This is a genomic window from Amnibacterium flavum (assembly GCF_003097495.1).
Lineage (GTDB): Bacteria > Actinomycetota > Actinomycetes > Actinomycetales > Microbacteriaceae > Naasia > Naasia flava.
In genome coordinates this window covers 1-17,946 of the sequence record NZ_QEOP01000002.1, presented here as the reverse complement: position 1 = coordinate 17,946, position 17,946 = coordinate 1, and the positions used below count along the sequence as shown (strand labels likewise).

18 protein-coding genes are annotated in these 17,946 nt (G+C 67.9%); 10 read left to right on the top strand and 8 right to left on the bottom strand.

Going from position 1 to position 17,946, the window contains the following annotated elements:
- The first annotated feature begins 202 nt into the window (after window positions 1-202).
- Window positions 203-1,042, top strand: coding sequence for a helix-turn-helix transcriptional regulator (locus DDQ50_RS07685; protein WP_116757341.1), 840 nt, complete (start codon window positions 203-205; stop codon window positions 1,040-1,042).
- Window positions 1,043-1,203: 161 nt separating this feature from the next.
- Window positions 1,204-2,130 (top strand): SDR family oxidoreductase, encoded by a 927-nt coding sequence (locus tag DDQ50_RS07680; RefSeq protein ID WP_116756195.1) that lies wholly within the window; start codon window positions 1,204-1,206, stop codon window positions 2,128-2,130.
- Between the two features lie 10 nt (window positions 2,131-2,140).
- On the opposite strand, the gene pth is transcribed toward DDQ50_RS07680, so the two are convergent.
- The 3 genes from pth to DDQ50_RS07665 all read right to left on the bottom strand — a co-directional run bounded on the left by pth (window position 2,141) and on the right by DDQ50_RS07665 (window position 4,153).
- Complete coding sequence (gene pth, locus DDQ50_RS07675; RefSeq protein ID WP_116756194.1) at window positions 2,141-2,731, bottom strand: aminoacyl-tRNA hydrolase; 591 nt, start codon at window positions 2,729-2,731, stop codon at window positions 2,141-2,143.
- A 120-nt stretch (window positions 2,732-2,851) separates the two neighbouring features.
- The gene (locus DDQ50_RS07670; protein WP_116756193.1) at window positions 2,852-3,466 is read right to left on the bottom strand and encodes a 50S ribosomal protein L25/general stress protein Ctc; all 615 of its coding nucleotides are present in this window, start codon (window positions 3,464-3,466) and stop codon (window positions 2,852-2,854) included.
- Between the two features lie 177 nt (window positions 3,467-3,643).
- A complete protein-coding gene (locus tag DDQ50_RS07665; RefSeq protein WP_116756192.1) occupies window positions 3,644-4,153 on the bottom strand; it encodes a gluconokinase in 510 nt (169 codons plus the stop codon).
- An 86-nt stretch (window positions 4,154-4,239) separates the two neighbouring features.
- Here DDQ50_RS07665 and gndA point away from each other — a divergent pair, with 86 nt between their 5' ends.
- Together gndA and DDQ50_RS07655 are read left to right on the top strand one after the other, a co-directional pair.
- Window positions 4,240-5,694: an NADP-dependent phosphogluconate dehydrogenase gene (gndA, locus tag DDQ50_RS07660; RefSeq protein WP_116756191.1), complete on the top strand. Its 1,455-nt coding sequence runs from the start codon at window positions 4,240-4,242 to the stop codon at window positions 5,692-5,694.
- 352 nt (window positions 5,695-6,046) lie between these two features.
- Window positions 6,047-7,066, top strand: a complete 1,020-nt coding sequence (locus tag DDQ50_RS07655) for an SDR family oxidoreductase (RefSeq protein WP_116756190.1) — start codon at window positions 6,047-6,049, stop codon at window positions 7,064-7,066.
- Between the two features lie 104 nt (window positions 7,067-7,170).
- On the opposite strand, the gene DDQ50_RS07650 is transcribed toward DDQ50_RS07655, so the two are convergent.
- Together DDQ50_RS07650 and glmU are read right to left on the bottom strand one after the other, a co-directional pair.
- A complete protein-coding gene (locus DDQ50_RS07650) occupies window positions 7,171-8,148 on the bottom strand; it encodes a ribose-phosphate diphosphokinase (protein ID WP_116756189.1) in 978 nt (325 codons plus the stop codon).
- Window positions 8,145-9,572: a bifunctional UDP-N-acetylglucosamine diphosphorylase/glucosamine-1-phosphate N-acetyltransferase GlmU gene (gene glmU / locus DDQ50_RS07645; protein ID WP_116756188.1), complete on the bottom strand. Its 1,428-nt coding sequence runs from the start codon at window positions 9,570-9,572 to the stop codon at window positions 8,145-8,147. The genes DDQ50_RS07650 and glmU overlap by 4 nt, the downstream gene beginning before the upstream one ends.
- Window positions 9,573-9,674: 102 nt before the next feature.
- On the opposite strand from glmU, the gene DDQ50_RS07640 reads away from it, so the two are divergent.
- A complete protein-coding gene (locus DDQ50_RS07640) occupies window positions 9,675-10,463 on the top strand; it encodes an alpha/beta fold hydrolase (RefSeq protein WP_116756187.1) in 789 nt (262 codons plus the stop codon).
- A gap of 34 nt (window positions 10,464-10,497) precedes the next feature.
- Here the strand turns inward: DDQ50_RS07640 and DDQ50_RS07635 are convergent, their stop codons facing one another.
- On the bottom strand, window positions 10,498-11,901 hold the full coding sequence (locus DDQ50_RS07635) for an HNH endonuclease signature motif containing protein (protein WP_116756186.1): 1,404 nt from the start codon (window positions 11,899-11,901) through the stop codon (window positions 10,498-10,500).
- A gap of 181 nt (window positions 11,902-12,082) precedes the next feature.
- Between DDQ50_RS07635 and DDQ50_RS07630 the strand changes: the two genes are divergently transcribed.
- Window positions 12,083-12,919 carry an alpha/beta fold hydrolase gene (locus DDQ50_RS07630; protein WP_116756185.1) on the top strand — a complete coding sequence of 279 codons (837 nt, stop codon included), beginning with the start codon at window positions 12,083-12,085 and terminating at the stop codon, window positions 12,917-12,919.
- A gap of 150 nt (window positions 12,920-13,069) precedes the next feature.
- Here the strand turns inward: DDQ50_RS07630 and DDQ50_RS07625 are convergent, their stop codons facing one another.
- Window positions 13,070-14,404, bottom strand: coding sequence for a DUF2254 domain-containing protein (locus tag DDQ50_RS07625; protein ID WP_133245937.1), 1,335 nt, complete (start codon window positions 14,402-14,404; stop codon window positions 13,070-13,072).
- A 142-nt stretch (window positions 14,405-14,546) separates the two neighbouring features.
- On the opposite strand from DDQ50_RS07625, the gene DDQ50_RS07620 reads away from it, so the two are divergent.
- The 3 genes from DDQ50_RS07620 to DDQ50_RS07610 all read left to right on the top strand — a co-directional run bounded on the left by DDQ50_RS07620 (window position 14,547) and on the right by DDQ50_RS07610 (window position 16,841).
- The gene (locus tag DDQ50_RS07620) at window positions 14,547-15,653 is read left to right on the top strand and encodes a YihY/virulence factor BrkB family protein (protein ID WP_165829743.1); all 1,107 of its coding nucleotides are present in this window, start codon (window positions 14,547-14,549) and stop codon (window positions 15,651-15,653) included.
- Between the two features lie 103 nt (window positions 15,654-15,756).
- The gene (locus DDQ50_RS07615) at window positions 15,757-16,251 is read left to right on the top strand and encodes a DUF421 domain-containing protein (RefSeq protein WP_116756182.1); all 495 of its coding nucleotides are present in this window, start codon (window positions 15,757-15,759) and stop codon (window positions 16,249-16,251) included.
- Between the two features lie 119 nt (window positions 16,252-16,370).
- Window positions 16,371-16,841 (top strand): MarR family transcriptional regulator, encoded by a 471-nt coding sequence (locus DDQ50_RS07610; protein ID WP_116756181.1) that lies wholly within the window; start codon window positions 16,371-16,373, stop codon window positions 16,839-16,841.
- On the opposite strand, the gene DDQ50_RS07605 is transcribed toward DDQ50_RS07610, so the two are convergent.
- A complete protein-coding gene (locus tag DDQ50_RS07605; RefSeq protein WP_116756180.1) occupies window positions 16,836-17,309 on the bottom strand; it encodes a MarR family winged helix-turn-helix transcriptional regulator in 474 nt (157 codons plus the stop codon). The two genes, DDQ50_RS07610 and DDQ50_RS07605, sit on opposite strands and share 6 nt — an antisense overlap.
- A gap of 237 nt (window positions 17,310-17,546) precedes the next feature.
- Here DDQ50_RS07605 and DDQ50_RS17240 point away from each other — a divergent pair, with 237 nt between their 5' ends.
- Entirely contained in the window at window positions 17,547-17,828 is a 282-nt protein-coding gene (locus DDQ50_RS17240) for a HesB/IscA family protein (protein ID WP_116756179.1), read from the top strand.
- Window positions 17,829-17,946: the final 118 nt, after the last annotated feature.

The following is a 17,946-nucleotide window of genomic DNA, read 5'->3' as shown; positions in this document are numbered from 1 at the left end:
CGGCCCGGCAGTGGACCAGAGTGAAGGCTATAGCTTCGGTGGAGCGCGCTCTCACGCCACGCGAGCGCGACCCCTCGTGTCCCGAGGCGGCTGCCGCGGGCCGCCCGCGGGCGGAGGGGTGGATCGGGAAGTCATGGCACGCATCCCGGCGACACGGTACGAACGGATGGGGGCGCCGCAGGCGCCGGACGAGGAGACGACAGTGATCGATCGCGAAGGACTGGCGACGTTCCTGCGGCACCGCCGGGAGTCGCTGCAGCCGGAGGACGTCGGCATGTCGCGGGGCCAGCGCCGCAGGACGCTCGGTCTGCGCCGCGAGGAGGTCGCGGTGCTCTGCCACATGTCGACCGATTACTACGCACGGCTCGAGCGCGGGACCGGCCCGCAGCCGTCGGAGCAGATGATCGCGTCGATCGCTCAGGGTCTGCATCTGTCGCTCGGCGAGCGCGATCACGTGTTCCGTCTGGCCGGTCACAATCCGCCGCCGCGCGGGGCCGACAGCGACTACGTCGGACCGGGACTCCTGCGGATCCTCGATCGCCTGCAGGACACCCCTGCCGAGATCATCACCGAGCTCGGCGAGACGCTGCGGCAGACACCGCTCGCCGCCGCGCTCTTCGGCGATGCCTCCGAGCGGACCGGACCCGCCCGCAGTCTCGGCTACCGCTGGTTCACGGATCCGGCGGCGAGGACGCCCTACCCGCCTGACGACGCCGTTCAGCTCTCGCGCGTGTACGTGGCGGGCCTGCGCGAAGTCGTGACGCTCCGCGGCCCCGGCTCCCGAGCCGCCCGGTTCGCCGAACTGCTCGAGGCGACGAGCGCTGAGTTCCGGACGCTCTGGGCAGCCCACGAGGCCGGCATCCAGCCCACCGAGATCAAGCGCTTCGCGCACCCCGAGGTCGGCCTGGTCGAACTGGAGTGTCAGACGCTCCTCGACCCGGAGCAGTCGCACCGGTTGCTCGTCTACACCGCGGTCCCCGGAAGCGAGAGCTACGAGAAGCTGCAGCTCCTCTCCGTCATCGGCACCCAGGCCCTGCCCTGAGCCTGCGCTGCCCTCCGCCCGCTTGGCACGGGGCCGGCTGCCCTGAGTCGGCTCGCTCAGCGGTGACTCGTCGAGCAGTGGATCGCCAGGCCCTGAATGAGGTTCTCCGAATTGCCGAACATGGGTAGCACCACCGGCCCACGCGACATCAGGAGAACCCCATGGCCCGCATCGACATCCCCATCCCCGACCAGACCGGCAGACTCGCCGTGGTCACCGGAGCCAGCGACGGCATCGGCCAGGTGATCGCGACCCGGCTCGCCCGGGCCGGCGCCGACATCATCCTGCCCGCGCGCTCCGCGGAGAAGGGGGCCCGGGCGGCCGAGCGGATCCGGAACGCCGCTCCGGGGGTGAACATCGCCGTGCGATCGCTCGATCTCGCCTCTCTGGACTCGGTGACCGCCCTCGTCGACGAACTGATCTCCGACGGTCGACCGATCGACATCCTCATCAACAACGCGGGGGTGATGACGCCGCCCAGCCGCCAGCTCACCGCCGACGGCTTCGAGCTGCAATTCGGCACGAACCACCTCGGCCACTTCGCTCTCACGCTCGGCCTCCTGCCCCTGCTGAAGGCGGGGCGGGCCCGGGTCACCCATCAGACGAGCATCGCCGCCCGCAGCGCGGCCATCGACTGGGACGATCTCAACGGGGAGCGCAGCTACAACGTGATGAAGGCCTACTCCCAGTCGAAGCTCGCCGTCGGGCTCTTCGCCCGTGAGCTCGACGCCCGCAGCAGGGCAGGCGACTGGGGCATCAGCAGCAACCTCTCGCATCCCGGCGTCTCACCGACCAACCTTCTCGCCGCCCAACCGGGAATGGGTCGAAGCAGAGACACGATCGAGGTCCGCCTCATCCGCCTGCTGTCCCGGGTCGGAATCGTCGGCACGCCCGAGACCGCAGCGCTGCCGGCGCTGCTCGCGGCGACCGGCGCCGACTCGCGAGGAGACCAGTTCTTCGGCCCCCGCCGGCAGGTCGGCGGCGCGCCGGCTGCGGTGGAGCTGTGGCGCCCGCTCGCCGACATGGGCTCGGCCCGCCGGCTGTGGGAGGAGTCCGAGCGACTCGTCGGCGCCCGGTTCGCCGTCTGACCGCGGACCGTCAGTCGGTGGCCGCGGTGTGGAAGCGCAGCTGGGCCGCCTCGAGTCCGCTGCCGACCACCAGCTCGACCGCGTCGGCGGCATCCTCGAGGAGGTTGGGCAGCACGTCGCGCTCGGAACCGGAGAAGTCGCGCAGCACGAAGTCCGCCGCCGACATCCGCCCCGGAGGACGCCCGATGCCGACACGGACCCGGGTGAAGTCGCCGCTGCCCGAAGCAGAGGCGATGTCGCGGATGCCGTTGTGACCGCCGTGCCCTCCCCCGCGCTTCAGCTTGATGCTGTCGAACGGGATGTCGAGCTCATCGTGCACCACGATCAGGTTGGCGACGTCGAGGTCGTAATAGGCGAGCAGCGACGCCGTCGGCCCGCCGGACAGGTTCATGAACGAGTTCGGCTTGGCGAGCACGTAGCGCGGCCCCCCGGGAACCGCTCGTCCCTCCGCCACCGTCGAGTTGGTCTTGTGGGTGCCGAAGCGGGCGCCGATGCGGTGCGCGAGCACGTCGAGCACCATCTGGCCGACATTGTGCCGGTTGCCGGCATAGCCCGGTCCGGGGTTGCCGAGACCGACAACAAGCCATGCCTCGCCCGCCACGCTGATCCCCTTCCGGCGTCCGCGTTCCGCGGACCGTCACACCAGCATGCCCGAAAGGCCTGCGAAAGCACGAACGGCCGCCGTCCCCTGAGGGACGACGGCCGTTCGATGGACTGACGACTACTCGTCGGAGTCGCTCGACTCCTCGGCCGGGGCGTCGGTCGCCTCGGTGTCGGTGTCGTCGCTCTCCTCCTGAGGCGTGTAGATCGCGAGGATCAGCAGGTCGGGCTCGCTGACCAGCACAGCGCCCTCGGGCAGCGTGATGTCGCCGGCCGTGACCTGCGCGCCGTCCTCGAGGCCCTCGATGCTGACGACGATGTTCTGCGGGATGCTGACGGCCGGGACCTCGAGCAGCAGGGTCGTGGTGTCGAGGTTCGCGACGGTGCCGGGAGCGGACTCGCCCTCCACGTGCACGGGGATCTCGACCTGGACCTTCTCGCCGCGGCGGATGATGACGAGGTCCATGTGCTCGATGATCTGACGCACCGGGTCGCGCTGGACGTCCTTGACGAGGACGGTCTGGTCCTTGCCCTCGATGTCGAGCTCGATGAGCGCGTTGGCGCGGCGGATGATCAGCGCGGTCTCGTGACCGGGCAGGGTCACGTGCTGCGGCTCGGTACCGTGGCCGTAGATCACGGCCGGGATCTTGCCCAGGGCACGGATCTTGCGGGCGGCACCCTTGCCGAAGCTGGTGCGCACGTCGACGGTCAACTTGTTCTGTTCGTTCTCAGCCATGCTGATTCTCTTCTCCCGCGGGGCCTGCCCCGCATCCGAGGCCGCTAGCGGACGGCCCAGTAGGTGTTCAACTCGAACGGCGGTGTGATCGCACACCTGCGCGTGAGGAAGCCGAAGCCGTCCACCGCGTCGATAACGGATGCCGGAGCATCCCTCGCCGAAGTTCAGTGGGCAATCTTAGTCGATGGCACCGATCGACGCGAGCGCGCTGTCGACGATCGCCTCCGGAGACTGATCGACGTCGACCGTCACCCCCACCTCGTCGGCCTCGAGCGGTTCGAGGATGGCGAGCTGCGACGTGAGCAGCGCGGTCGGCATGAAGTGGCCGGTGCGGGCGCCCATGCGCCGGGCGAGCAGTTCGGGAGTCCCGTCGAGGTAGACGAACAGCACGGTCGGCACCGCGTCGCGGATGATGTCGCGGTACGCGCGCTTCAGCGACGAGCAGGCGACCACGATCCCCCGGTCGAGATCGCGATCGGTCGCGATGGTCTTGCCGACCGCTCGCAGCCAGGGCAGCCGGTCGGCGTCGTCGAGCGGGATGCCCGCCGTCATCTTCGCCTTGTTGGCGGCGGGGTGGAGGTCGTCGGCGTCGACGAAGTCGTCATCGAGGCGTTCGGCCAGCAGCGCCCCGATCGTCGACTTGCCACTGCCGGAGACTCCCATGACGACGATCGGGCGTGAGGGCATGCAGAAGAGCCTAATTCCGTCCGCTTCCAGCCGCGTCCACGCGCACTAGCCTGGATGAGGACATTCCCCGAAGAAGGACGGAACGCGTGGCTGAGACGACGACCAAAGCGAACATCGGTGTTGTGGGTCTGGCGGTGATGGGCTCGAACCTCGCCCGCAACCTCGCCAGCCGCGAGGGCAACACGGTGGCGGTCTTCAACCGCTCCTACGAGAAGACAGAGACCCTCACGAGCGAGCACCCCGAGGCCGGCTTCATCCCGGCCACCACCTACGCCGAGTTCGCGGAGTCGCTGACGACCCCGCGCACCGCGATCATCATGGTCCAGGCGGGCCGGGGCACCGACGCCGTGATCGACGAGCTCACGAAGGTGTTCGAGCCCGGCGACATCATCGTCGACGGCGGCAACGCGCTCTTCACCGACACCATCCGTCGCGAGAAGGCGGTCCGCGAGACCGGCATCAACTTCGTCGGCGCCGGCATCTCGGGCGGCGAGGAGGGCGCGCTCAACGGGCCGTCGATCATGCCCGGCGGTTCCGCCGAGGCGTGGGAGACGCTCGGCCCGATCCTCAAGTCGATCGCCGCCGTCGCGGAGGGCGAGCCCTGCGTGACCCACGTCGGCACCGACGGCGCCGGCCACTTCGTGAAGATGATCCACAACGGCATCGAATACGCCGACATGCAGCTCATCGCCGAGGCGTACGACCTCATCCGCCGCGGCACGAACAAGTCGCCGGCCGAGATCGCCGACATCTTCGCCGAGTGGAACAAGGGCGAGCTCGAGAGCTACCTCATCGAGATCACCGCCGAGGTCCTCCGCCAGGTCGACGCCGAGACCGGCAACCCCCTCGTCGACGTCATCCTCGACCAGGCCGGCGCCAAGGGCACCGGAGCCTGGACCGTGCAGACCGCCCTCGACCTCGGCATCCCCGTGTCGGGCATCGCCGAGGCCGTCTTCGCCCGCTCGCTGTCGTCGAAGCCCGCCCAGCGCGCCGCCTCGAGCGACCTGCCCGGCCCGTCCGAGGCGTGGACCGTGAACGACCCCGACGGCTTCGTCGAGGATGTGCGCCGTGCCCTGTACGCGTCGAAGATCATCGCCTACTCGCAGGGCTTCGACGAGATCGTCGCCGGCGCTGAGCAGTACGGCTGGGACATCAAGAAGGGCGACATCGCGAAGATCTGGCGCGGCGGCTGCATCATCCGCGCCCAGTTCCTCAACCGCATCACCGAGGCGTACGACGAGAACCCCGGCCTGGTCGCGCTGCTGACCGCGCCGTACTTCCGCGAGGCGCTCGAGGGCACTCAGGAGGCATGGCGTCGCGTCGTCATCGCCGCCGCGCAGGGCGGGATCCCCAGCCCCGCGTTCTCGTCGTCGCTCGCGTACTACGACGGGCTGCGCGCCGACCGGCTTCCGGCCGCGCTCATCCAGGGTCAGCGCGACTTCTTCGGGGCGCACACCTACAAGCGCGTCGACCGCGACGGCACCTTCCACACCCTGTGGAGCGGCGACCGCTCCGAGATCGAGGCCGTCGCCTCCCACTGAGCGCACGCCCCACCCGCTGGGCGCAGCGAAGTGAGCCCTTCATTTCGCTGCGCTCACTGGGCGGGCCGGCCCCGCGCCCGCTGAGCGCAGCGAAGCGAGCCCCTTCATTTCGACGAGCTCAATGAGCGGGCCTCTCCCCCGCCCGCTGAGCCCGACGAAGCGAGCCCCTTCATTTCGACGAGGTCAATGAGCGGGCCTCTCCCCCGCCCGCTGAGCCCGACGAAGCGAGCCCCTTCATTTCGCTGCGCTCAATGGGCGGGGCGGGGTCGCAGCCCTGGGGTCGGTGGGCGGGGGCTCGGAGATCGCTGACCGCCGGGCATGCTCCCAGGCCCTCGCGGATAGCGTTCGCCAGATGAGCGCACAACGAGTTGCAGTAGTCACCGGTGGATCAGCAGGACTCGGCCGTGCCATCGTGCGCGAACTCGCCGACCGGGGCTGGGATGTCGCCATCCTCGCCCGCGGGGAAGACGGCCTCGCCGGAGCGGTCAGCGACGTCCAGTCGCGCGGCCGACGCGCGCTCGCCGTCCCGACCGACGTCGCCGACTCCGCCGCCGTGGATGCTGCCGCCGCACGGGTCGAGGCGGAACTCGGCCCGATCGACGCCTGGATCAACAACGCCATGGTCGGGGTCTTCGGTGAGTTCCTGAACACCGACCCGGCCGACTTCGAACGCGCCATGCAGGTCAACTTCTTCGGCTTCGTGAACGGCACCCGTGCCGCCCTCGCCCGGATGACCGCGCGTGACCGCGGCACCGTGGTGCAGGTCGGATCCGCGCTCGCCCACCGCGGCATCCCCCTGCAGGCCGCCTACTGCTCAGCGAAGAATGCGATCACCGGCTTCACCGAGAGCATCGTCACCGAGCTGCTGCACAACAAGTCGAAGGTCACCGTCTCGCAGGTCGACATGCCCGCCATGAACACCGTGCAGTTCAACTGGGTGCGCTCGCAGCTGCCCGACCACCCGCAGCCGGTCGAGCCGATCTTCCAACCCGAGATCTGCGCCGCGATCGTCGTCGACACGGCGGAGAAGCCCCGACGCCGCGTCTGGGTCGGCTCCTCCACCGTCCTGACGATCATCGGGAATCGGTTCGGATCCCGCATCCTCGACGTCTACCTGGCGCGCACCGGATACTCCGGGCAGCAGGCACCCGATGTGACGGAGCCGATGCTCGCCGACAACCTCTACGAGCCCACCCCCGGCGATCAGGGAGCCCGCGGGGCGTTCGACGACAAGGCGAAGTCGACGTCGGTCCAGATGTGGGCGATCCGCAACCGTCCCGCCGCCTACACGGCAGCGGCCGCGTTCGCGACGACCGCGGGTGTTCTCGCCGTCACCGCCCTCGCATCCCTGGGACGCCGCGCCACGAAGTAGAGCGCCGAATCGGTTCGGCTACGCCGCCCCGTCGAGGTGCCCGCCCGGTTCGACGGTTCAGCTTCGCCGCCCCGTCGAGGTGCCCGTCCGGTTCGACGGTTCGGCTACGCCGCCCCGTCGAACATGGAGGTGACGGAGCCGTCTCCGAAGACCTCCTTGATCGCGCGGGCGATCAGGGGTGCGATCGGCAGGACGACGAGCTTGTCCCACCTCTTGTCCTCGGGCAGCGGCAGGGTGTCGGTGACGATGACCGAGTCGATCTCGGGAGCCTGGAGCAGCTCGACGGCAGGATCCGAGAAGACCGCGTGGGTGGCGGCGACGACGACGCCGATGGCGCCCGCCGCCTTGAGTGCGACAGCGGCGTGCTGGATGGTGCGGCCCGTGTCGATGAGATCGTCGACGAGGAGGCACACCCGCCCCGAGACGTCACCGACGATCTCGTGCACCGAGACCTGGTTCGGCACCTTGGGGTCGCGGCGCTTGTGGATGATCGCGAGCGGCGCACCGAGCTTGTCGCTCCAGATGTCGGCGACGCGGACGCGGCCCATGTCGGGCGAGACGACCGTCAGCTTGTCGCGGTCGACGGTCTTCGCGATGTACTCGAGGAGGACCGGCATCGCGAACAGGTGGTCGAGGGGGCCGTCGAAGAAGCCCTGTATCTGAGCGGCGTGAAGGTCGACCGACATGATGCGGTCGGCACCGGCGGCCTTGTACAGGTCAGCGACGAGACGGGCGGAGATGGGCTCGCGTCCACGGCCCTTCTTGTCCTGGCGACCGTACGGGTAGAACGGGGAGACGACGGTGATCCGCTTGGCCGAGGCGCGCTTGAGGGCGTCGACCATGATGAGCTGCTCCATGAGCCACTCGTTGATCGGGGCCGTGTGCGACTGGATCACGAACGCGTCGCAGCCGCGCACGCTCTCGTCGTAGCGGGCGTACAGCTCGCCGTTGGCGAAGGTGCGGGCGTCGGTGGGGACGACTGCGGTGTCGAGTTCAGCGGCGATGTCTCGCGCCAGCTGCGGGTGGGCGCGCCCACTCACGATGACGAGCCGCTTCTCCCCGGTTGTCCTGATGCCCGTCAACTGTTCCCGCTCTCTTCCGCGGCTCGCGCGGCTTCGGTACCAGGCCGATTGGCGGCGACCCAACCCTCGATATTCCGTTGTGGGGCCACGTTCACGGCCAGTGCCCCAGCCGGTACGTTCTTGCGGATGACCGTGCCCGCACCGCTGTAGGCTCCGTCGCCAATTCTAACGGGGGCCACGAACACGTTGTGCGACCCGGTGCGCACCTGCGAGCCGACCTGGGTGCGGTGCTTGTTCACGCCGTCGTAGTTCGCGACGATCGTGCCCGCCCCGATGTTGGAACCCTCCCCCACCTCGGTGTCGCCGATGTAGGACAGGTGGGGCACCTTCGAACCGCGACCGATGACGGCGTTCTTCGTCTCGACGAAGGTTCCGATCTTGCCGTCGGCGTGGAGGATGGTGCCCGGCCGCAGGTAGGAGAACGGGCCGACCGTGGCATCGTCTCCGATGACGGCGAGAGTCGCGTCGGTGCGCTTCACCGTCGCACGCTCGCCGATCTCGCAGTCGACGAGGGTCGTGTCGGGTCCGATCGTCGCTCCCGTCGCCACGATGGTCGCGCCCTTCAGCTGGGTGCCGGGAAGCACGGTGACATCGGGGGCGAGGGTCACCGTGAGGTCGATCCAGGTCGTTGCCGGATCCTGGATCGTGACGCCGGCGAGCTGCCAGCCGCGCACGATCAGCGCGTTGAGGCGTGCCGCAGCGGCGGACAGCTGGGCGCGATCGTTGATGCCCTCGACGATCCAGGCGTCGCCGACGGGAAGAGCGGTGACGGAAGATCCCGCGGCTCGGAGCGCGGCGACGAGGTCGGTGAGGTACTTCTCACCCTGCGCGTTCTCGGTGGAGAGGCTCGCGAGGTGGTCGCGGAGCGATTCGACGCCGAACAGGTAGACACCGGCGTTGACCTCGCGGGTGGCGAGCTCGGCGGCGGTCGCATCCTTCTGCTCGACGATGCGCTCGATGCTGCCGTCGACCGCACGGAGCACGCGGCCGTACCCGGTCGGGTCGGCGGGTTCGGAGGTGAGGAGCGTCGCGTCGGCATCGCCGGCGCGGTGGGTGGTGAGCAGAGCCTCGAGGGTTGCGGCGTCGAGGAGCGGGACGTCGCCGTTGAGCACGAGCACGTCGCCGTCGAAATCGTCGGGAAGGGCGGCGACCGCGAGTTCCACGGCGCGGCCGGTGCCGGCCTGCTCGTCCTGATCGACGACGATCGCCTCGGGCAGTTCGACGGAGATGAGTTCGACGAGTCGGTCGCGCTCGTGCCGCACAACGGTGAGGACGTGGGCCGCATCGAGGGCCTTCGCCGTGGCCAGAACATGGCTGACGATCGGCGCTCCCGCGAGTTCGTGCAGCAGTTTGGGGGTCGCGGACTTCATTCGCGTTCCCTGACCTGCTGCGAGGACGATGACGGCCAGGCGGGGATCGGTCACGCGCTGCTCCCTGTTTCGTGTGGCGGTGCGCCGTCGCGACGCCCCCGGATAGCGTAGCGACCGCCGTGCCGACCGGCTCCGCGTGCGGTACGGTTCGGTCTGATGCTCCCCTTGCCCCCGCGTCCGCCCGCTGTCGGTGTCATGACCTCCGACGGGCTGCGGATCGCGACCTACGACCACGGCGGTTCGAGCGATCTCCCCGTCGTCCTCGCCGTGCACGGTTTCGCCTCGAACGCGTACAGCAACTGGGTCGTGACGGGCTGGGTCCGCGAGCTCGGTCGGGCGGGATACCGCGTGATCTCCTTCGATCAGCGCGGCCACGGCAACAGCGACAAGCCGCACGATCCGGCCGCGTACACGATGGGCGCTCTGGTCGACGACGTGCAGGCGGTGCTCGACACCTACCTCCTCGACGAGGTCACCTACGTGGGCTATTCACTGGGTGCACGGGTGGGCTGGCATGCCGCGATCGATCTGCCGCATCTGGTGGTGCGCGGTGTTTTCGGCGGCATCCCCGACGGCGACCCCCTCACCCGGTTCCGGGTCGACGAGGCGAAGAGCTTCATCGCCGACGGCAGACCCGTCGAGGATCGGCTGACCGCCGCGTACCTGACGATGGCGAGTGGGTTCGACGGGAACGATCTGTCGGCCCTGGTGGCGCTCGTCGAGGGAATGCGCGGAAGTCCTCAGCCCGACCCGGACAACGCGCCGCGCCAACCGCTCCTGTTCGCGACGGGAAGCGACGACAAGATCCTCGAGGCGTCGAAGGCGCTCGCGGAGGCGACCCCTCGAGGCGAGTTCTTCTCGATCCCGGGACGCAATCACTTCAACGCCCCGACCGCGCGGGCGTTCCGCGAACGTGCAATGGAGTTCCTCAGCACACCTGTCTGACCAAGCGCCCTCGACGGGCACGCCTCGATGGCGGTCAGAACGGTGGGTCGTCGGACAGCCACTCCGTCTGCGCCACGGCACCTGATCCGACTCTCGTCGCCGGCTCGCCCGACGACACAGGCACGGACCCCGGCGGGCCGTTCTGGGGTTCGGTGACGTACCGGAAGCCGAGCGGGGAGGTCCAGGTCAGGGTTCCGCTGCCGCCGGCGTCACCCGCGACATTCCAGGCGGTGCCGTGTTTCAGGCGGTGATGCCCCGGACAGAGGTGCGAGAGATTGCAGGCGTCGGTGCAGCCGAGCCACTGCCAGTCGACCGTGTGATCGATGTCGCATTTCCTGGCGGCCCGGTTGCATCCCACGAACCGGCAGGTGCCGTCGCGCTGCTGAAGGTAGCGACGGAGTTCGGCGGGGACGACGTACTTGTCGCGTCCGAATGAGAGCGTCACACCCGTCTCGGGGTGGGTGAGCACCCGGTAGAAGCCCGATGAGGCGCCGACCAGACGGCGGGCCGTCTCGGGATCTATCGGACCGTAGCCGTCGAGGGTCGCGACGCCGCCATCGAGTCCCGCCGCGGTGAGTGCGGGCACCGTCACGTTCACATGAGGCACGACGCCCCGGACCCGCTTGGCCGATGACCGCAGCTCGGTCTCGCCCTCAGCGGGAGGGAGCCCTGCTCCGTCGTCGAGCAGCATGTCGATGAAGACCGCCGCGCGCAGCTGGCGATGGGTGCGGGTCTCGCCTTCGACCTTGAGACTGCCGGCGACCTGGTCGAGGTAGTCGTCGATCGCGTAGGCCTCGGGGGCGGGAACGTACCCGCTGATGTAGGCCATTCCATCGCGGGCGGGTTCGACTCTGACGTCGGCGTCGAGGATGGCCTTGCGGTGACGTTCGGTCATGTCGCTGGGGCTGATCATCTCGCGGAGCACCCGGACCTTGCGATCGAACTTCACGGCCGTGAGCCGCTCGGCGTGCGGGAGAGCGCGTCGCTCGAGTTCCTCGACCTGATCGGGAGCGAGTCCGCCGATGTTGTCGGCGAGGATCCGGGCGTGCCGTTCGGAGAAGCGGCCGGCTGACAGGCGGCGAAGGGTGGACGGCAGGTCGTGGACGAGGATGCGGGCGACCCCGAGCAGCGATTCGGCGGTGCGCTCGGCGATGCCCAGAACCGCGGCCACCTCGGCGCGGAGGGCACGGCTCTGCAAATCGCCGGGATCGGTGATCGACCCGCCCATGCCGGCCTCCCACTGCCCGCGCATCGCGTCGACGAGTCGCAGACGATTGGCTGCGAACCCGGCCGTCGAGCGCTCGTTGTCTTCGAGCATGCGCGCCAGCTGGCGCATCATCGGGAACGGGCCGGGCTCGTCGACACCGGGGACGGGCTCGGGAGCCGAGTCGTCGGAGGCGATCAGTCCCTCGCTCTCCTGCTCGAACTCCTCGTCCATGACCCCAGGAAACCAGGTACCTCCGACATCGCATGCCCCGTGACAGGCCGACGATCTCACTGCTCGCTCACCCTTCGCACCCAGGCGTTCCGCACTGACCGGTCAGCCGCAATCCGTAGGTTCCCCCGTACCGAATGGACAAGCGACGGGCATCGATGCCCACGGAAGGAGTCATCGACCGATGACTGAGATCACCGCCCACCACGGGCTCTTCAAGGACACCAACCTCCACGTCGACGACACCGGCGGCTCGGGTCGACCGGTCGTCCTGATCCACGGCTGGCCCCTCTCGGGAGAAGCGTTCAAGGACGCGGTCCCCGCCCTCGTGACGGCGGGCTACCGGGCGATCACCTACGACCGCCGCGGATTCGGGCGCAGCGACAAGCCGCTCACCGGGTACGGCTACGACACACTCGCCGACGACCTCGCAGCAGTGATCGACGGGCTCGCGCTCACCGACGTGACTCTGGTCGGCTTCTCGATGGGCGGCGGCGAGGTCGCACGCTACCTCGCGAAGCACGGATCGGAGCTCATCCACAGCGTCGTCTTCGCCTCGGCGGTCCCGCCGTACCTGCTGACCACACCGGGCAACCCCGATGGCCCGCTGTCAGCGGGTCAGGCCGCCCAGATGGCGGCGGGATTGACCGCCAACCGCGAGAAGTTCTTCGACGACTTCGTGACGCAGTTCTTCTCGGCGGACGACAAGGTCGTCGTGACCGAGGAGCAGCGTCAGGAGGCCCTCGCGCTCACCGAGCTGGCCAGCAAGGAGGCCGCGCTCGCGACCATGACGAGCTTCGGGTCGACCGACTTCCGAGAGGACCTCGAGAAGGTCACGGTGCCGACGCTCGTGCTCCACGGCGACAGCGACGCGACGGTTCCGTTCGAGGGCTCGGGTGCTCGCACGCACGCGGCGATCCCGAACAGCGAGCTCTACCTCGTGGCCGGAGGGCCCCACGGTGTCAACGTGAGTCACTCGCACGAGTGGAACCGGGTCCTGATCCAGTTCCTGGCGCGCTGAGCCCACTCGGCCACCACGGGCTGTCGGAAGTTCCGTCTCCAGCCCGAAGCCAGACGACCGGCACCAGCCTCAGGAGCGGCCGAGAATGCAAACGTCGAGCGGTAGGGAACGGCTTGGGGCGCTTCGAGGCGTCGGGCACCTCGTCCTCCCCTAGCTCTGCTCGATTCGATCTCTCAGTCGTGCCGTTTGTTCGATGAGCACAGCCATGAGAGCGGGATCGGTGCTATCGCCGCGAAGCTGCGTCTCCAGCGCGATCAGCTGTTGGATCAGTGCGCCGCTGATCGCCGCCCCCGGGCAGGTGTAGTGCAGGTCGGAGATGAGCTGGAGAAATCGGACGACGACCGCGGGGCTGCTTCCGCCGTAATGCCGCATGGGAGTCAGCGATTCCTCCACGATCCTGGCGGGAGGTCGATCGATCGTCACCACCGCGAGCTCGTCATCGCCGTCGGCGAGGCCGGCGGGCAGCTGAGGCACTTCGACTGCTCGCGACACCAGGGCACTGAGGTGTCCCAAAGCGTTGACGGCCGTGGTCGGATCGTTGATGCCCGCCGAGAGGGCACGGACGCCGATGTCCAGGATCTGCTGAAGGCCGTAGTCGATATCCTGCGCCGCGGTTCTCTCGTAGCCGACGACGAAGGCTTTTCGTATCTCTCGCGCGATCTCCGCGGGATCAGTCGGGCGTCGCCCATCGCGTGGCCACCAGTAGGCCTGCGGTGCGCCCGCGACGACGCTCTCGCCGACGCGTTTCGTCTCCTCGATCACGATCCCATGCGACGACGCGAGCTTCACCAGTCCGCCGCGATCGCAACTCGTCAGGAATCCCGATGACTCGGCAGTCACGACGTGCTTCGAGGCGGGTACCTCGATCGGGTGCGAGTAGGCGTTCGCTGCGGCATTGCCGTCGCCGACGAGATCTATCGTGCGGTCGGTCTCGGCATGGATCTCCTTCATGATGGTCTCGACCCGCAGCTGAGCTGCGAGGTGCGCAAGGAAGAAGACGAGCACCACGACGCTCACCAGGGTGAGCACGAACCCGCCTGTCACGGCGATTCGGGGTGCGAACTCGGGGATCTCGTCGGTCGAGTCGCGTACGGAGCGCAGAACGGTGATGGCATAGGCGAAGGTGCCGAGGAACACCGCGAGAGTCGCGTGAACCTGTCTGTCCCGCGAGAACAGGCGGAGGACTCGCGGCGACGCCTGGCTGCTTGCGAGTTGAAGGGCAACGACAGTGAGCGAGAACGTCAGGGAGGTAGCTGTGATGAGCGATCCCGCGATGGAGGACAGTACGGATCGCGCCGTCTCCGCTCCCCCGTTGAAGACGATCGAATCGACTCCTGGAGGGAGCACCTCATCGATCGCGAGATCGAGGCGCGGGACGTAGATCCCCAGAAGCACTGCCACCACGATCGACGCCACGGGAAGCGGCCACAACCTGGACTCGATCGACTCGGATACCCGCGCGATCCAGCCTCGGCTCTTCGTCATCGTCGCTCGCACGTTCACGCCTCTCGGTTCGGACCGACGCCACCCACTCGGAGGCGGAGCGCCTCGACGGGAACTATCGTCGTTGTGCACGCATCGCAGTGAACGGTCCGCTCAATTCTTCGTACCCGGAGGCGATTCGAAGGTGCCCGAAGAACCGCAGCTCGAACCCGACGACCCCACGAAGGCGTCGTGGCCGACGCAGATACAAGGCCGGACCTGGAAATACCTGGCCCGGCGCAGCCTGCACGGCTTCGTACGGAATGGTGCCCTCGATGCAGCCGGAGCGCTGACGTTCTTCGCGGTACTGTCGATCTTCCCCGCGGCACTCGCAATCGTATCCCTCCTCGGAGTCATCGCCGATGGGGAGGCGATCGTGAACCGCCTTCTCTCTCTTCTCGACGAGGTTGCCCCGGGACCCGTCGTTGAGGTGCTGAGGCAGCCGTTGGACGACATCGCTACCACGTCGAGTGCGAGCCTCGCACTCGCCATCGGGGTCCTGACGGGACTGTGGTCGGCTTCGGGGTACGTGAGCGCGTTCAGCCGAGCGATGAACCGGATCTACGAGGTGGACGAGGGGCGACCGTATTGGAAGCGCAAACCCCTCCAGCTTCTCCTGACGGTCATCATCGCCGGTCTGGTGCTGGTGATCGCCGCGATAGTCACCCTGTCGGGACCGGTCGCGCGCACGCTCGGTCGGCTGATGGGTATCGAGGGCACACCGCTCGCGGTCTGGGACGTCGTCAAGTGGCCTGTCCTGGCCGCCGCTGCACTTCTGATCATCGCCCTCCTCTACGCCGCGACGCCCAACGTCCGGCAGCCTCGATTCCGGTGGCTCAGCCTCGGCGCCCTCGTCGCGCTGCTCCTGCTCGGTGGAGCATCGGCCGGTTTCGCCTTCTACGTCGCCAACTTCGCCAGCTACAACCAGACGTTCGGCGCTCTCGGGGGTGTCATCGTCTTCCTGATCTGGATCTTCCTGATCAATCTCGCCCTGCTGCTCGGCGCCGAGTTCAACACGGAGCTCGAGCGCGGTCGGCAGCTCCAGGCGGGCATGCGCTCCGAATCTCGTCTCCTGCTCCCGGCTCGCGACACGACGGCGAGTGACACGTCGAGTCGTACGGCAGCTGTGGACGTACGAAACGGCACGCTTCTGCGGAACGGCGAGGAGATACCGGATCGGAGCGACACTCTCGTTCCGAGAACACGACGCAAACTCCTCGATGCCTGGCATCGACTGAAACGACGCCTCTGACGGAAGCGCCTCTTCGAGGGTCAGGCTCTGCGCATAGAGTCGGGGAATCGCGAGCGGCCATTCTCATCCGTCCGGACCCGCGACGATCAGCAAGGGGCAAACCATGTGGTTCGATACCTGGTCCGAGGTGGGCCGCGTGCTCCTCGTCGGATCTGCTGCTTACGCGTTCCTCATCGCTGCCCTTCGAGTCAGCGGCAAACGGACCTTGAGTCATATGAATGCGTTCGACTTCGTCGTCACCGTCGCGCTCGGATCGACCCTGGCAACGATCCTCCTCAGCGCGGATGTCTCGTGGGCGGAGGGAGTGGTTGCCCTCTCGCTTCTCGGCGGGCTGCAGTTTCTGGTGGCATGGCTGTCGACGAAATGGGGAGCTGTCCGGGGTGCCATCACCTCGAAACCTGCCGTGCTGGTCTCCGAGGGACGAGTGCTCGAGCATGCGATCCGCGAGAACCGGGTCACCGAGTCGCAGGTGATGCAAGCTGTGCGCAGCGGCGGATTCGGAGACGTGAGCCTCGTGGCTGCAGTGGTGTTGGAGCCGAACGGCACTTTGAGCGTCATCGGGAAGAGCTCTCGCGGTGATGGGTCTGCTCTCCCCTGACTTCGACCCGCCGCAGCGGCGTCGATGCCTGATTGCGCACGGCGCCGACCACATTCCTTGCTTGTACGCTTGCAAATATTGCGATCGTGGGCCGCTGTCGCAGACGAGAAGGAGCTGGAGTGGGCGAGTACCGAGCTGACCCCGACGCTGTCGAGGCGACGCTGATGACCTCCCGCGCCCTGCTCGGCGTGGTCGCCCGATCCATCGCCGACGTCCTCCACGATGTCACCCTGCCGCAGTTCCGAGTGCTCGTCGTGCTGTCGACCGTCGGCAGACTCCGGATCGGGGCTCTCGCCGACCGCATGAATTCGAACCCGTCCACCTTCTCCAGGACCATCGACCGGATGGTCAGTCACGGGTGGGTGGACCGGACGAACAGCACGGACAGCCGGCGCGAAGTTCTCATCGAGGTCACTGCGAAGGGCAGGGCGCTGGTCGAGCACGTGACCGACCTCCGACGCCGTGAGATCGCGGAGATTCTCGGACGGCTCTCACCGGACGAGCAGCGCGGCATCTCCCAGGCGCTCGGAGTCTTCGCCCGAGCAGCGGGCGAAGCTCCATCGCGCGACCTGCTGACGCTGGGGCTATAGACCCAGGATCAGAAGTTCCTCGGAAGATGCCTCGTCGGCCGCATCGGCGAACGCACTCAGAGCCTCCCCCAGCTCGCGTCGCTGGACGTGAGACAGTCTCGCCAGGATCGTCGCGAGTTCCGAGCGTCGTCGCTCCGTGACCTCGTCGACGATCTCTCGCCCCCGCGAGGTGATCTGAAGGGAGGGCGAAGCCGGGTCCGCCCCTGACACGAACGCCACGAACGCCCGACTGGCGAGCGAGGACAGCAACGGGTCGACGGAGGCCGGTCCCTCTCCCATCCTCGCCGCGAGTTCGCTCGGACTCGACGGCCCCCGACTCGTGAGAAGCACCAGAAGACGCAACTCGGAGACGGATACGCGCGTCAACGCATCGATCGAGGACCTCGCGACGACACCGAGCAGCGCCCGAGACGCTCGAAGGGTCGACTCGACAGGGTCTTCGTCAGGCTCTCCATGAGGAGTGATCATGTCGCTCCGCTTCGTATCCACCGACTCGTCGGAACGAGTCTCACGGTTGCAGTGTGGCACGGGTCGGCGCGCTCGAATCCAGCGCGCCGCGATTCGTTGCCGGTTTGCAACAGTCGCGTGGCACGACCATCTGCAACCTGCGAATCGCCTATATATGTCTGGATGCAACTATTGCAAAAGTGCAATGCTGGGAATGGCTCATTTTCCATCAGATGCACCGAACGAAGGGAGCAGCCCGTGCTGACCATCTCAGAGAACGCCGCCACGATCATCAAAGGCCTCGTCAATCAGATCGAGCTCGAGAACGACGCAGGCCTGCGGATCGGAACGAAACCCGACGACGCGAAGGGGCTCGGACTCGCGATCGCACCAGCCCCGAACGAAGGCGACCAGGTCGTCGAGCGCGACGGATCGCGCGTGTTCCTCGACCCGGCTGCCGCTCCCGAGCTGACCGACAAGGAGCTCGACGCACTCATCGACGGCGACACCTTCAGGTTCTCGCTGCGCACTCGCAGCTGACCTACCCGCACTCGTTTCACTACGGATCGTCCGGCACGTACCTGCCGGTGAAGGAGAAAAGAACCATGGCATCAGTCACGTTCGACCAGGCCACGCGCCTCTACCCGGGCTCCACACG